Source organism: Polyangium sorediatum, assembly GCF_029946465.1.
GTDB lineage: Bacteria > Myxococcota_A > Polyangia > Polyangiales > Polyangiaceae > Polyangium > Polyangium fumosum.
Genome location: NZ_JARZHI010000011.1, coordinates 93,559 through 107,678, shown reverse-complemented (window position 1 = coordinate 107,678; position 14,120 = coordinate 93,559). Strand labels below are relative to the sequence as shown.

Annotated in this window: 12 protein-coding genes; 5 read left to right on the top strand and 7 right to left on the bottom strand. The window is 69.1% G+C overall.

Annotated elements, in window-relative coordinates:
* Positions 1-28: 28 nt before the first annotated feature.
* Genes QHF89_RS15590 through QHF89_RS15575 form a run of 4 tightly spaced genes read right to left on the bottom strand, consistent with a single transcriptional unit; the run spans position 29 to position 4,751 of the window.
* Positions 29-586: a peptidylprolyl isomerase gene (locus QHF89_RS15590; RefSeq protein ID WP_136930255.1), complete on the bottom strand. Its 558-nt coding sequence runs from the start codon at positions 584-586 to the stop codon at positions 29-31.
* The gene (locus QHF89_RS15585) at positions 583-2,745 is read right to left on the bottom strand and encodes a hypothetical protein (RefSeq protein WP_136968755.1); all 2,163 of its coding nucleotides are present in this window, start codon (positions 2,743-2,745) and stop codon (positions 583-585) included. The genes QHF89_RS15590 and QHF89_RS15585 overlap by 4 nt, the downstream gene beginning before the upstream one ends.
* A 17-nt stretch (positions 2,746-2,762) precedes the next feature.
* Positions 2,763-3,629, bottom strand: a complete 867-nt coding sequence (locus tag QHF89_RS15580) for a PHP domain-containing protein (protein ID WP_136968756.1) — start codon at positions 3,627-3,629, stop codon at positions 2,763-2,765.
* A complete protein-coding gene (locus QHF89_RS15575; RefSeq protein ID WP_136968757.1) occupies positions 3,630-4,751 on the bottom strand; it encodes a hypothetical protein in 1,122 nt (373 codons plus the stop codon).
* 24 nt (positions 4,752-4,775) lie between these two features.
* Between QHF89_RS15575 and QHF89_RS15570 the strand changes: the two genes are divergently transcribed.
* The 4 genes from QHF89_RS15570 to QHF89_RS15555 all read left to right on the top strand — a co-directional run bounded on the left by QHF89_RS15570 (position 4,776) and on the right by QHF89_RS15555 (position 10,207).
* A complete protein-coding gene (locus tag QHF89_RS15570) occupies positions 4,776-6,761 on the top strand; it encodes an alpha-amylase family glycosyl hydrolase (RefSeq protein WP_136968758.1) in 1,986 nt (661 codons plus the stop codon).
* Positions 6,762-6,877: 116 nt separating this feature from the next.
* Entirely contained in the window at positions 6,878-8,284 is a 1,407-nt protein-coding gene (locus QHF89_RS15565) for a hypothetical protein (protein WP_136968759.1), read from the top strand.
* Between the two features lie 70 nt (positions 8,285-8,354).
* Entirely contained in the window at positions 8,355-8,984 is a 630-nt protein-coding gene (locus tag QHF89_RS15560; RefSeq protein ID WP_136930250.1) for a hypothetical protein, read from the top strand.
* Entirely contained in the window at positions 8,981-10,207 is a 1,227-nt protein-coding gene (locus QHF89_RS15555; RefSeq protein WP_136968760.1) for a YncE family protein, read from the top strand. Before QHF89_RS15560 ends, QHF89_RS15555 begins: the two co-directional genes overlap by 4 nt.
* Here the strand turns inward: QHF89_RS15555 and QHF89_RS15550 are convergent.
* Positions 10,204-10,944: a c-type cytochrome gene (locus QHF89_RS15550; RefSeq protein ID WP_136968761.1), complete on the bottom strand. Its 741-nt coding sequence runs from the start codon at positions 10,942-10,944 to the stop codon at positions 10,204-10,206. The two genes, QHF89_RS15555 and QHF89_RS15550, sit on opposite strands and share 4 nt — an antisense overlap.
* 74 nt (positions 10,945-11,018) lie before the next feature.
* On the opposite strand from QHF89_RS15550, the gene QHF89_RS15545 reads away from it, so the two are divergent.
* Complete coding sequence (locus QHF89_RS15545) at positions 11,019-11,813, top strand: phosphatidylethanolamine N-methyltransferase family domain-containing protein (protein WP_136968762.1); 795 nt, start codon at positions 11,019-11,021, stop codon at positions 11,811-11,813.
* Here QHF89_RS15545 and QHF89_RS15540 read toward each other — a convergent pair.
* Together QHF89_RS15540 and QHF89_RS15535 are read right to left on the bottom strand one after the other, a co-directional pair.
* On the bottom strand, positions 11,803-13,146 hold the full coding sequence (locus QHF89_RS15540) for an NAD(P)/FAD-dependent oxidoreductase (protein WP_136968763.1): 1,344 nt from the start codon (positions 13,144-13,146) through the stop codon (positions 11,803-11,805). The genes QHF89_RS15545 and QHF89_RS15540 overlap by 11 nt on opposite strands.
* A 66-nt stretch (positions 13,147-13,212) precedes the next feature.
* Positions 13,213-13,872, bottom strand: coding sequence for a hypothetical protein (locus tag QHF89_RS15535; protein WP_136968764.1), 660 nt, complete (start codon positions 13,870-13,872; stop codon positions 13,213-13,215).
* Positions 13,873-14,120: the final 248 nt, after the last annotated feature.

Genomic DNA, 14,120 nt, shown 5'->3' with positions numbered 1-14,120 from the left:
AACCGGGGGCGCGCCTTTTCGTTTCGGGTCACTGCGACCGGAAGATCAAGTGGAAGCCGAACTCGGTCTCCACGACATCGCTCATCTGGTTGACGGCGAGCTCGAACGCCGCGTCCGCGAACGGCTTGACCACCATGGCGCGCTCGATCTCCCCCACGGAGCCGCCGCGCGACGCCGCGCCGGGCTCCTCGCTGTACTCCTTCACCATCTCGTCGAAATCCGCGCCCTCGCGCAGCTTGTCGCGCGCCTCCATCGCCCGCAGACACGCCTCCTCGCGCGAGCGCTTGATCGACGCGTCCGCGTTTTTCGTGCCCTTGAATCTCACGAGGATGTGTTTGACCGTCACCTTCGGCGGCTCGCCGCTGAACTTCGCGCGCTTCGCGTTGGCCGTCGCAATACATTGCTCGGCCTTCTCCGCGTCCGGCCCGGCCGCCGCCGCGTCCCCGCTCGCCTCGGGCTTCGGCGCCTCGGCGACCTTCTCGGGCGCCTTTTCCGCGGGCGTCACGGGCTCCGGGGCTGCGCCGCCGCACGCCACGAAAAGCGCCGCAGCGAGGAGCGTGAGACCGCCTTTTCCTGCCTTCGTCATTCCTCTTCTCCTTCCTTGTCCTTCGGCGCCTCGACGGCCTTCGCCGTCGCCTCGGCCGGCGCCGCCGCCGCGTGGTCGAGCCGCTCGCGCAGCCGCCGATAGCCATCCTTGATGCGCCCTCGATGCGCGCTCACCACGATCACCAAACCCACGAGCCATAGCACCGCGATCGGCGCCACGGCCGTGTCCGTCACGTACACCAGCGTCGGCCGGAACGGCCGATCTTTCGTCACGAGCTCGCGGCTCGCGCTCATCGAATGTCGATATCCCGGCAGCGGCAGCGGCACCGGCGTCACGCCCTCCAGCACCCCGCCGCCTTTGCCCATCCAACCATTGCCCAGTCGATCATCTTCCAGCTTTCCACCCAGCGTCGATGCAGGCGCGGCCGCCCGCTGCGGCGGCGGCTCGTAGCTGATGTCCGACGATTTCATCGGCGAACGCGAGCTCATCGCCGCGAGCCCCATGAGCCCCACGAGCCCGAGCCCGCCGACGAGCACGATCGTCGCCGCCGCCCGCGCCGCGCCCTTCGCGAACACGCCCACGAGCCAGATCAGCCCCCAGAGCCCGAGCGCGATGAGCGAAAGGACGAACCCCGGCTGCCACAAGAACCACAACGACGCGAGCACGACGCCCCCGAGGATCCGCATCGTCCGCAATCGCGACGGGCTCGTCCCGGGCCCCGGCCGCACCGCGGCCCAGCCGGCCGCGAAGCCGATGCCCGACACCAGGAGATCACTGCCCTCCACCGCCCATTTCGGGCGATCGCCGCCGAGCAACGCCAACGGAAACACCCCCGCCGGCAATCCCACGGTCAGATCCGTCCGGCTCGCCGTCAATGCATACGACGGCATTGGCACCGTCACCGTCCCGAAGAGCGGCTTGAGCCCCGTCTGCGAGAGCGATTGCACCTGCACCGTCTGGCTGCCCGTCCGGAGCGGCACCAGGATCTCCTCGGAATCGGCGCCCTGCCGCATGATCCGCTCGGCCTTGCCCGACGTCGACAGGAAGATCGGCCGCCCCGAGGGCGCATAGGCGAGGTAATCGACGCCATTGTTCTCGTAGGTCACATAATCCTGCGAGACCACGTCGCCACGCGCCGTCAGCACCACCGTCCGCTGGTGCGATTGCACCACCGCGGCGAGCGCATCCACGGCCGCGAGCGGCGTCACGGCCGCCTCCATCTTCTGGCCTTTTTGCACCAGAAAGAGCCGCGACGTCGGCTGCGACCGCGGAATGGGCGACTCGGCCGAATCCACCTGCCGCGCGTCCCCGGTCACGGCCACCCGATGCTCCGGGTCACTCTCGAGGAGCCACCATTCATACCCCGACCGCGCGTCCGGCGCCATCGCCCCGAGCTTCGCGAGCGTGCCCGTGATCGTCATCTCCGCCGTCCGCCCCGACGTCGGCAAAACGAGCTCGTTTCCCTCGACCCGGAACCCCGTCGCGCCCGTCACGTCGAGCACCTTCTCGCCGAGCGAGAGCGGCAAACGCACGACCCCGAGGTCCGTCCCCGAGCGCATCACGAGCCGATATTCGAAGCTGATCTCGCGGCCCACGCGCACCGCGCGCGAGAGCTGAAAGACCGTGGGCCCCGCCTCGGCCGCCTTGTCCTGCCGGTTCAGGTGGATCGTCGTCCCGACGATCCCGGACAAACGGGACCCCTCGACCACCGCGCCCGACGCGAGATCCGCCTCCAGCGTGTTCAAGGGCCCGGGGATCTGGAGCGTCAGATCGGTCCCGAGCGTCATTTTTCCTTTGAGCACGAACCGCCGGGCGGACGTGTGCACGAAATACTTATCGCCCTCGAATCCGATCGCCGCTTCCTTGTCGTTCTCCGTCACGCCTTCGAGCCGCACCTCTTTCGGCGGACCGAAGAGCGGCACGTCGACGGCTCCGTCCGCGAGCACCCGGCCCACGAGCTCGAATTCGAGCGGCCCCTCCCCGACCCGCCCCGAAAGCGTGAGCCTCTCCAGCGTATAACACCGCGCCGCGCACGAAGGCCCCTTGCCCCGGTCCGCGATCCATTTCGACAGCGCGTCGAGCTCGCCCGCCCATCCTCCCGGAGGCGGGGTCGGCGCTGGCTGCACCGGGGCCGGCGCCGCCGGCGGATCGGCCGCGAGCGCCGCGCCCGGCACGAGGATCAGCGCCGCCGAGAGCAACCCGAGCGAGCGCCGCTTCAGGCCGAGAGAATCGCCTCGATCGGCAGCGCTCGCCCCAGGATCCGCTCGATCGTCGAGACCGGCGTTCCCGCGGCAGGCTTCACGTACCGTGCATTCTGGTGATCGTCCGACGATGCCGTCCAGCATTTCTTGTGCTCCTCCGCGAACGCGCGGAACGACTCGGCCACCTCTGCCTTGTGGCGCGACGTATAAACCTCGATCCCGCTCGCCCGCAGCAGGACCGCGCGGGTCCTCTCCTTGTCGCGGTACCGGCCCGGGTGGGCCACCACGTCGAGCGCGCCGTCCTGCCGAATGCATTCGATCGCCTCCTCCGGCGTCCAGCCGAAGAGCTCCCGATCCTCCTCCCAGAACCGCACGTGATGCTCGCGGAACGCTGGAAACAACGCCGTCCGGGAGGCGATGCGGTCCAGCATCGATTGCAGCGCCGGAAAATCGGCCGGCGCGAGCGCCTCGAATTCACCTCCCGGATCGATCGCGCGCCGCTCCGCCTCCGAGATCCCCTCCATCCAGGCGAGCACGAACGCCTTCCATTTCGCCTGCACCCGCTCGCCCCGCCGGAAGAGCGCCGTTTGCCGGAGGAGCGGCAGCATCGCGAAGCGCGCCGGGAAGTACGCGAGCACGTGGAACTGCTCGGCCCGGTCCGTCCCGAAATGCAAAAACGACGTCACCTCCAGGGCCGGCAGGAACAGGATCCTCGCGTCCGCCGCCGCCCGCGCGGCGCGCGGCACGGCGGCGAGCACGTCGTGATCCGCCACGGCGATCACGCGCATCCCGATCTCGCGACGGAAATCCACGTACGCCTCCGGCGTCGCGCGGCCGTCCGAGAAGAGCGTGTGCCCGTGCAGGTCCGTCGGGAGGAGCATTCAGGGCAGTGTGTTCGAGATCGAGAACGAATAATTCGTGAAGGCCCCGTTCGGGTTGTCGTACTTGTCGGCCTTCAGCATCTTCTCCCCATCCGCGTACCATTTCGCCGTGACGTTCGCGTACCCCGTGTAATCGGCGACGAGGTACGTCTTCACGTGCGTGTACATCAGCATCCGCCGCGCCTTCGCGGGCACCTGGATGTTCCCCTCGTACGTCGTGCGCCCCGCGCCCAGGAAACGCGAATTCGGGGTCTCGGTGAGCATCACCTCGGGCCGCCACTCGAGGCCGTCGTCGAAATAGACGCCGTAGGCGACCTCGTGCACGATCTTGCCGTAAATCGGGATCGTCACCCACCCGAACCGGCTCGCGCTCTGCGCCGTGCCGATCTGCGTGTCGATCAGCGATTTGTCGACCACCACGTCGGCCCGCCAGTCCGACACCGCAAGCAAGAGCTCGGCCCCCGCGATCGGATCGTCGCCCTCGATGATCTTGTTTCGTTTCGTCGACTGCGCCCAATCCATGAACAAGCTCTTGTTCGGCAGCTCCCCGCCGAAGACCGCGAGCTTCGAAAGCTCCGCCGCCGTGATGCTCGCGCTCACGCCCGCGGGCGCGAGGTCCGTGATCGTCAGCGCGAACGTGAGCCAGTCGGCCTTCGACGGCACGATGAACGTCTTCGTGAGCGCTTTGAGGCCATACGAATCCGCGCCGCTGTAGCTCGTCACCGGGCTCTTCAGCGATGCGAGCGGCGTCGCCTTGTCGATGGCGCCCACCGTCACCGTCGCCGTGATCTGCTTGAGCCGCGCGAGATCCGTCGGAAGCGGCGACCCCGGATAGAGCTTGTCCCAGAGCAGCCACACGGGCAGCTCCAGCGAGAGCGCCTGGCCGGCGCGCAGGAACTCGTCCGTGTTCGCGTTGACGAGCTTCACCGTGAAGTTGCCCGGAAAGCCGTCGAGCGCGAGCGTGCCCGTGCCCGGGGAAAGCTCGGCCTCGGCCTCGGCGATCGACTCCTCGCCCGGCTCGATCGGCTCGGCCACGCACCCCGTCTGCGCCCCGGAAAGGGCGATGAGCCCCGACGCCGCGGCGACGCCCGTCCCCGCCTTTCGCACCCTCACCTTGATCATTGCCCGAGGGTAAGATGAAGCCGCGTGCCGCGACAAGACCCGACCACACCCCTCCCGCATGATCCCGCCTCACCGCGTGATCTCCGTCCCGTCCACCTGCGCGCGCGTGGCGCCTTCCCCGGCGCGAAGCCCGGCGCGCCCGTCGAGCTGCTCGGCGAGGTCTGCGACTGGCAAACGGGGATCCCGCTCGCGTCGACGCCAACCTCGAAGCCCGACGAACGAATCGCCGAAGCCACGCTCGACCTGCCCGTCGGCATGTATTCGTACAAGCTCCGCGCGGGCGGTTCCTGGTCGCTCGACCTCGACAATCCGCGGACACGCTCGCGGGATCGCATTCGGAACAGCGTCCTCTCCATCGGCGGCGCGCCCGAGCCGCTGCTCTTCGCCCCGGCGCCGCCCTTCGTCGTGCGAGCGCCCGAGGACGATCATTGCATCGTCACGGCCGGCGTGCGCCGCGGCCACGGTACGTCGTTGCGACTCTCATGGGAATCCGACGACGCGCGCGGCACGATCGAAATGACCCGCGCCGCCGAGGAGGACGAGCACCTTTTCTTCCGCGCCGAGCTTCCGGCCGCCGCGGGGGTCATCCGCATCCACTTCGATCCCGGCCCGAACGAGGCCTTTTCCCTCGTACTCGCGCCCGCCGACGATCTCCCCGCCTGGTGGAAACACGCCGTCCTGTATACGATCTTCGTCGATCGTTTCGCCCCGCGCCCCGGTGCCTCCTGGGGACACGATCCCGGCCGTGATCGTCCTGCCGGCGGGCACATCGACGGCATTCGCCTGGCATTGCCGCGCCTCGCCGCTCTCGGCGTCACCGTCCTTTACCTCACCCCGACGATCCTCGCGGCCTCCTGCCATCGCTACGATCTCGTCGATCCCCTCCAGATCGACCCGGCCCTCGGCGGCGAACCCGCCTTCGAGCGCCTCGCCGCGGAGGCCCGCGCCCGCGGGATCCGCATCCTCGTCGACCTCGCCTTCTCGCACGCCGGCCGCGGCTTTCCGCCCTACGAGGACGTCCACGCGCGCGGCCTCGGCTCCCCGTTCGCCGCCTGGTTCCACTGGACAACCCCGTCCCGCGGCGCGCCCAAGCTCCGCCATTACGGCCGGCGCAAGGACGCTCCTTTGCTGAACCTCGATCATCCCGAGGTCCGCGCCCTCGTCCTCTCCGCCACGTCCCGCTGGGCGAAACGCGGCGCCTCCGGCCTGCGCCTCGACATGGCCGCCGAAGTCCCGCACGACCTCGCCGTCTCCATTCGCGACACCTTCCGCCGCGAAATCCCCGACGCCGTCGTCCTCGGCGAGCTCGTCCCGGCCCACGCCCATCGCTGGACGAGCCGCGGCGCCCTCGATTGCGCCACCGATTTCGGCTTCCACGACGTCCTCGTCGATTTCCTCGCCAAACGCGCCATCCCCGCCGAGCTCGCGGCCCAGCGGCTCGCCCGCCTCGACCTCGATCGAGGCGCGCCCGGCGCACGCTCGCTCCGGTTCGTCTCGACACACGACCACCCCCGCTTCACCAGCATCGCCCGCAAACACGGCGGCCCTTCCCGCTCCGGCCTCCTCGGCCTCTTCGTCCTCCTCGCGTGGCCCGGCGTCCCCTCGCTTCTTTATGGCGAGGAGTACGACCTCTTCGCCGAGACCCCCATCGCCGAGCCCGAGGACGTCTGGCCCGATCGAATGCCCCTCCCGCTCCGCCCGGATTCCGCCGGCGAGCGCGCGTTTTCAATCATCCGCTCCCTCCTCGCCCTCCGCGCATCTCACCCTGCGCTCGGCCGCGGCGCCCTCGAAATCCTCTTCGCCGAGGGCGGCCTCTTCCTCTTTCGCCGCACCCATGAGGGCGAGATCCTCGACGTCGCCGTCAATGTCGCTTCCCCCGTCGACATGGATCTCGAGGACGACGAATTCCCCGTCGCTTCCCTCCTCTTCGCGCTCGGCGAAGCTCGGCTCTCGGGCCAGACGCTCACGCTTGCCGCGGACGCGGCGGCGCTCGTCCTTCGCGCCCGCTGAGCGCGGGACCTTTCCGCAACCGCGGTTGACGGAGGGCCTGGAGAAGGGCACCTTCCCGGGCGGGCCGCGGCGAGACCTCGCCTGGCCATGATCCCGAATCGAGGGGAGGCGCTTTCATGAACTTGCAGAAATGGTGGTTCTTCGCGTCGATTGCCACGGCCGCCCTGGGCGGGGGATGTGCGGTGGAGATCCGCGATTACAGCAGTTCCGGCAGCGGAGGACAGGCCGGCGCGGGCGGGCAGGGCGGCCAGGGGGGCCAGGGAGGCCAGCCCGGCTGCGTGGATCCCGGCGCGGAAGGCTGTCCCTGCGCGGCGGACGGCACGTGCAATCCCGGGCTCTCCTGCAAGGAAGGCACCTGCGTCGACGCCTTCCCCCATTGCGGCAACGACAGCATCGACGAGGGCGAGACCTGCGACGACGGCAACAAGGTCGACGAAGACGGCTGCAGCTCCACCTGCCAGATCGAGGCGGTTTGTCTCGTCAACCACATCGGCGGCGATCCCTCGGTCGTGAGCTCGATTCGCGTCGACCAGGACGGCACCATGACGCTCGCCGATCTGCGCGTCCTCGACGGGTCCCATACCATCGGCCTCTGGCCCTTCCGCCAGCGGGCCGCGGCGCGATGCGGCCGCCGCGTCTATTTCACTCTCCAGACGAGTGATTCCATCGAGGCCGTGGAGGTCACCCCCACGGGCAAGCTCCTCCCCGTCGGGGCCACGAAAAGCGTGCCCGACGTGGCCGGGCTCCTCTGCGACGAGAAAAACAACGTCCTCTTCGTCATGAGCCACACGGACACGGTCGACGTCCGTGCGTATTCGATCGGCCCGAGCGGCGAGCTCGTCGACGTCGACCACAAGACGATCATTTTCCCTGTGGGCTCGCTCGATACCGTCGCCTTCACGATGCACCCGCAACAACCTGCGTTCTACGTGTTCGGCGGATCCACCAGCGGCATCAACCCGGCCGAAAACAAGGTCGTGGGGGCCTTCGTGCGTTATGCCGCCGATGGGAAGATGACCGTGGATCAACCCTCGGTCACGGCCGACACGGGGGAAGGCTTCTTCCACGCGACCTTCCTCTCGACCGACGGCAAGTTCATGGGTTTTACTGGGTACAGCGGCGGTGGGTTCGCGAATTACGAACTCGCCGAGGCAGGAAACATCCCCACCGGCAAGTCGCCCACCTACAGCGGCGCCGGGTTCTCGAATGGATACGACGCGATCGCGCTGGACGGCGAGCTCTTCTACCATTCCCACAGCGATGCGAACGTGAGCGCGTGTCGCTTCACGCCGGGCGAGAAGGCGGCTTGCCTCACCGCCACCCCCGCCACCGGCGGCCTGAACCGCCTCTACCTCGCCTATGGGGGGAAGATGCTCATCGCAGCGAGCGGTTATGGCGGCGCCATCGACACCTTCGCTCTCGGGGACGACAAAACCGCACCCAACAAGCTCGCGACGTTCCCCCTCGACAAGACCGAGAGCTTCCACGCGAGCGCGCTCGTTCCCTGCTTCCACGCGCCCTGACGCCTGGCCACGGGGCCCCGATGCGCTACGCTCCGAAGGGCCACCGCTCACGCGCCGCACGGAGCTTGCCATGAAAAATCTTTTTCATCTCGCCATTCTGATCCCACTCGCCTCGGCATCCCTCTATGCCTGCCACGACGACGAGGAGAGCGTCCCCGCAGGGTACGAGGACGTCGTCTACGGGGGAACGACCACGGATGAAGCGCTCGCGGCGTTCCTCACCGCCGTCGAAGCAAACCCGCCCGCGAACGCCCCCTCGCAGGCCCCCACGTTGCTCAACCCGCCCGCGGGCGCGCTCTCGGCCGCGACCATTCCCACGTTTTCCTGGGCCGTCGGCGCCACCTCGCGCCTCACGCCGCCCGCGCCCCCGTCGCTCCTGCCGGCCGAGCCGCGCGCCGAGCCCCTCCTCGCCCCGCTCGCCGCGCTCCTCGGGCCCGTCCGCGCGGCGCACGCCCACGGCACGCCGTTCACGGGGTATGCGACTTGGCTCGTCGTCTCCTCCGACGCCGACCCCAAGCTCGCCCGCGTCTTCACGAGCGAGACCTCGTGGAAGCCCTCGGATTCAGTCTGGGCGCGTATCACCGCGGCCAAGGCGACCCTCACGGTCGAGCTCCAGGGCGCGCAGCTCGTCGACAACCGCATCGACATGGACGGCGGCCCCTTCCAGGGCAGCAAAACCACCTTTACGATCACGCCATGACCGCATTTCATCTTCGCGCCCTCGCCGGCGCCGCCCTGCTCACCGCCCTGCCTGCATGCGGGGAAGCCCCCGTCGAGCATCGCTACGACCCGTACACGGGCAACGCATTCCCGGATCGACGCGAGCCCGTCGCCGTCCCTCCGGGCGGACTTGGAATCATCACGGACAGCCTCTCGGACACGATCTCGCTCCTCGACCTCGGCACGGGCGAGAAGGTCGGGCATGTCCCGGTCGGCCGCGACCCGGTCGGCCTCGACGGCCCGCACCACGTCGCCGTCGATAAGGCTGGCGGCTTCGTCTACATCGGCCTCTCCTATCCCGTCGTCGCGACCGGTGGCCCGCATGCCTCGCACGGCGGCAGCATCCAGCCCGGCTACGTGCAAAAGCTCTCGCTCGCCGACTTCCGCATCCTCGGCCAGGTCCGCGTCGACGCGAATCCCGGCGACATCGTGGCCTCGGACGACGGCCGCCGCGTCGTCGTCTCCCATTTCGATCTCCAGCGCGCGATCAAGAACGCGGGCAACCTCGACAAGGCCCGCGCCACGCTCGCGCTGCTCGACCCGGGTGCCATCCTCCCCACCGGCTCGGTCGATCCGGCGCGGATCACCACCTGCATCGCGCCGCATGGCATGGTCCTCTCGCGGCCCGACGGCGCTCGCGCCTATGTCGCCTGTTATGGGGAAGACGTGGTCGCCGTGGTCGACCTCGACAAACGCGAGGTCGTCGATCGGATCCCCGTCGACGCCTCCGGCAGCGCGATCGGAGATCCGAAATACGGCCCCTACTCGGTCGTCCTCTCCCCCGACGGAAAAACCCTGGCGCTCGGCAACACGGTCTCGAAGGACGTGCGTTTCTTCGACATCGAGGCGAACGTGATGGCCCCGGACCGCCAGATCGACACGCTCGGCGCGCCCTTCTTCCCGGTCTTCTCCGAGGACGGAAAGCGCCTCTGGATCCCGACACAGTCGCCGGACGCGCTCGTCCTGTGGGACCTCGAAAACGACCAGGAGGTCACCCGCCGCGATTTCGCGGCCAACGAATGCAAATGGCCCCACGTCGCCGATCGGCTCGACGACACGCGGCTCGTCCTCATCTGCGAGGGTGATCACGTGACGGCAGGCAAGGCCCTCGTGCTCGACGCCGCGACGCTCGCGACGCAGAGCGAGGCCGTCGTCGGCGTCTATCCCGACGCCATTGCGCGCATCCCGGGCGCGGCGCCCTAAGGCACGCCCATGTAGGCGAGCAGATCCCCCATCTGCTCGTCGGAGAGCACCTCCAGCGAAAACGGCGGCATCTGCCCGCCGTACCCCAGAAACCCGCCGTGCCGCGTCTTCTGCACGAAGACGAGCCTGCGCTGCTCGGGCGTGTACGTGCCGAGCGGGTGCTCGGCGAGCGTCTGGTCCGGCAGGACCGGCGCGCGCGCCACGAGGCGGCCGTCGCCCGTCTTCACGGCGCCATGGCAATTCTTGCAGGCGCGCGAATAGACGCTCGCACCCGCGGTCGCGTCGCCCGGGGGCGGCGCCGACACCTGCACGGGCACCGTGAACGGCCAGGCTTCCTCGTCCGCAGAGCCCGCAGGCAGCGCGTCGAGATACGCGAAGAGCGCGCCGGCCCGCTCGTCCTCGGCCGACCAGGATTTGCTCGACAGCATGAAATAATAGAGGCAATGGTTCATCGAGCGGAGCAGCTCGAGCTCCATTCCGCCCCAGTACGAGGCCCGCCGCGTCACGCCCGCGAGCGGCGCGCCGGGAAGGATAGGCCCGTCCGCGGACGGCTTCGACGTCGGATGGCACGTCGCGCAGGAGAACGCATTGGCGCTCGTCTCCGTGAGCGTCGGGTCCGAGAACAGCGCCTTGCCGTGGTCCTCCGCCGAGCCCTCCACGATCTCGGTCTCCGGTTCACACGCGCAAAGGAGCCCCGAAAGGAGCGCGGCTCCGGCCAGAAAAGACATCCATCGCATAAGGCCCATCCTAGCAGCCGCCCCACGAGCTGGCTTGTGCCCGCCGCGCCGGCTGTAGTATCACGCTGGAAACCGTGCCCACCTACACCGGCGACGCCACCTACGACCTCGTCCTCTCGATCGCGCTCGGGTTTGCCCTGTTCGTCGCGGTCGCCGCGTGGTTCGTCCCCTCGCCTTATGGCCGCTTCGCGAGCCCGCGCTTCGGCGTCGCGCTCGATCCGCGCCTCGGCTGGTTCCTCATGGAGCTGCCCGCGACGCTCTCGTTCCTCTACTTCTACACCCGCGGCCCGAACCGCGGCGCGCTCGTCCCGCTCGTCTTCCTCGGGATGTGGCTCCTCCATTACGGCAACCGCGGCTTTTATTTTCCGCTCTCGATGCGCGTCCCGAAGGGCCAGCGCTCCTCGTTCGGGCTCCTCGTCGTGGGCACGGGCGTCCTCGTCACCTCGATGCACGGCTACCTCCACGCCGACTTCATCTCGCGCCTCGGCCCCCATTACGGCCCCGAATGGCTCCACGACCCGCGGTTCCTGGTGGGTTTCGTGATCTATTACATTTCGTTCGGTGCCACCTTGCACTCGGACTCGATCCTGCGGAACCTGCGCACCCGCGAGGAGGTCCAGAGCGGCGAACGGGTCTACCGCATCCCGCGTGGTGGCCTCTTCCGGTGGGTCACGAACCCGAGTTACCTGGCCGAGCTCACGGGCTGGGCCGGGTTTGCCCTCTGCACGTGGTCGCTCGCCGGCGTCTTCATCTTCGCCATCAGCGCGGCGAACCTCGTGCCGCGCGCGTTCGCCACGCACACCTGGTATCGCGAGAAATTCCCCGATTATCCGACCGAGCGGCGCGCCCTGATCCCGTTCATCCTGTAGGAACCAGGATTCCGAGGTCGACGAGCCCTTCGAGCCCCACGAGCAGGCGGCGATCCCCGAGCGGCGCCGCGGCCTGGAGCGCGGCGAGCGCCTCGTGCGCGGGGCGCGGGCTCCGCAGGAAATCGAGCACAGAGGCGAGCGCCTTTGGTGGCAGGAGCGACTCGACCGGCGCCATCACGTGCGGGTCGGGCTCGCGCCCGTCCCACTGCAGCATCGCCCGCGGATCCAGCGTGATCGCCTCGGTTTGCCAATCGATCGCCTGGCGCCGCTTCCAGAAAAGCGCCTCGGAGAAACGGGTCTCCACGCTGTAATAACGCGCCCGCCGATCCAGATGCCCCGCGAGAAACACCGCAGGGTCCGTGGCCGGCGCGGGCAACACCTCGGCCCCTTCCGCGAGCGCCCGATCGATGTCCGCCGCCGCCTCGATCGCCGAACGAAACCCCCGCGAAACGCCGTCCCCGGCCAGCGGATCGCCCGCGACCAGCGCGTCCCCCACCGCGCACCACCGCGCCCCCCGACCCGGCAGGAGCATTCCCGTATCGGCCCGCACCACGCGCGGCGGCTCCTCCAGAATGCATCCTTCGGCGAGCGCCCGCACGTGGTGCGTCCGCTCGAGCGCCTGGAGAAATCGTTCGATCGGCTCCGCGCGAGGCGTCGTGGCCCCGAGATCCGCGTCCGTGAGCAACACGAAAAGCAGCGTTTGTCCCGGCTGCGGCGCGACGTACCACCACCCCGCCTCCGTCGTTTCGAGCAGCAGCTCGGGCTCCACGCCCCGGCCCGCGGGCACCTTCATCCGCCCGACGATCGCAATGGCTCGATCGCAGGCGACCCAGCGCCGCGCGCTCGACCCTACCGCGCCCGCAGGCGCGCCGCGGCCGCTCGCGTCCACGAGGAACCTGCACGAAAATTCGTCCCCCTCGCGCGAGAGCACGCGAAAGCCCCCCGCGGCTTCCTCGATCGTCGGGACGCCCGTCTCCTCCCGGAGCACGACGCCATTGCGCGCCGCGGCGCCCGCGAGCATCGCGTCGAAGCGCGCGCGGTCCACGTGAAACCCCTCGCCGAGCGGATCGACGATCGACGAGCGCGCCGTGATCTCCGCCGAGCCCCAGGCCGAACGCACGCCTCGGAAAGGCACGCACGCCTCGGCCCGAAACGCCTGCAAGACCCCGAGCGTGGCGAGGAGCGGCTCGATTTCGGGCCCGAACGTCTCGCCCACGCGCGGCCGCCCGAGCCGCCCCCGTTCGAGGACGACCACGCTCCGGCCTCGCGCGCCGAGCGCAATCGCGGCGGCGAGCCCTGCCGGCCCACCGCCGAGCACCACCACATCGTGCATTGCCCGAAGGCTACCGCCCTCCACTTTCCTTCGTCAATCCGGGATCGAGGGCGGCCTCGGAACGCCTCAGAAATAAGGCCGGAAGAGCACCATGCCGTAGGGCGCGGTCGTGTACGCGCCACTGCCGAAGGTTTGGGCCTGGGCGCCGGCTTCGAGGGCGAGACCGAGGACGTCGGCGATGTTCACCCGATACCCGAGCCGCCCCGAGCCGCCGAATCCGTAGATCGAGTCGACGCCCCAGAGGAACGCGAGCCCGGCCGTGGCGCCGATGTAAAGGCCTTCCTTGCCAAAGGGAGTAAACTCGACCCGCGGCCCGAGCGTGCCGAACACCGCCGTCGTGTTCTTCACCCATCCGCCGAACGGCGGCGGCTCGCAGTTGTTGCACCCCGCTTGCGGCGCGAGCCCCGGATCGAACATCTGAAAAGGCCCGTCGCGCCCCATGTCCTTCTCGATGGTCGACAGATCCAAACCAATCGAGAGGCGTTCGGTCACGTTGTAGCCCGCATGGATGCCGAGCGTCGCGGCCGCGTACTCCGTGGGGATCACCGTCGGTATGCGCACGGTATGGTATGCAACGCCGCCCGAGATGCCCACGTGAAACCGGCGGGGCTTCGCGGGCACGGCCGGCGCGTCCGCGGGTGCGTTCTCGGCGGCGCTCGTCGTAGAGACCACCGCGAGGGTTGCAAGGAGCGCGAGCTTCGAGGCGACGATGAGGGAGATTCGCATGCGGTTACCTGCCTGTGTACCTGCGCGGGGTCTCGGGGGGACAAGCTTCCTGGCCGTCCCGTGACTTCGTCCGGACGATCGGCAATGAACATGCCCGACCTCGCGAGCCCCGAAAAGCCCCAGGAAAACCTCTGACGCTCTGCGCCACTTGCGCAAATTGTGAAACGTCCGTTGCGCAATTCGCGCAAGCCGCCGGAGGGCCCGTTGCGCAATCCGGCCAAACCGTGGGGGACATCACCGATGCTCAC

Coding starts and splice junctions, on each gene's coding strand:
- QHF89_RS15560 (WP_136930250.1), top strand. CDS start 8,355: ATGAAAAATCTTTTTCATCTCGCCATTCTGATCCCACTCGCCTCGGCA.
- QHF89_RS15580 (WP_136968756.1), bottom strand. CDS start 3,629: ATGCTCCTCCCGACGGACCTGCACGGGCACACGCTCTTCTCGGACGGC.
- QHF89_RS15555 (WP_136968760.1), top strand. CDS start 8,981: ATGACCGCATTTCATCTTCGCGCCCTCGCCGGCGCCGCCCTGCTCACC.
- QHF89_RS15540 (WP_136968763.1), bottom strand. CDS start 13,146: ATGCACGATGTGGTGGTGCTCGGCGGTGGGCCGGCAGGGCTCGCCGCC.
- QHF89_RS15565 (WP_136968759.1), top strand. CDS start 6,878: ATGAACTTGCAGAAATGGTGGTTCTTCGCGTCGATTGCCACGGCCGCC.
- QHF89_RS15550 (WP_136968761.1), bottom strand. CDS start 10,944: ATGCGATGGATGTCTTTTCTGGCCGGAGCCGCGCTCCTTTCGGGGCTC.
- QHF89_RS15535 (WP_136968764.1), bottom strand. CDS start 13,872: ATGCGAATCTCCCTCATCGTCGCCTCGAAGCTCGCGCTCCTTGCAACC.
- QHF89_RS15590 (WP_136930255.1), bottom strand. CDS start 586: ATGACGAAGGCAGGAAAAGGCGGTCTCACGCTCCTCGCTGCGGCGCTT.
- QHF89_RS15575 (WP_136968757.1), bottom strand. CDS start 4,751: ATGATCAAGGTGAGGGTGCGAAAGGCGGGGACGGGCGTCGCCGCGGCG.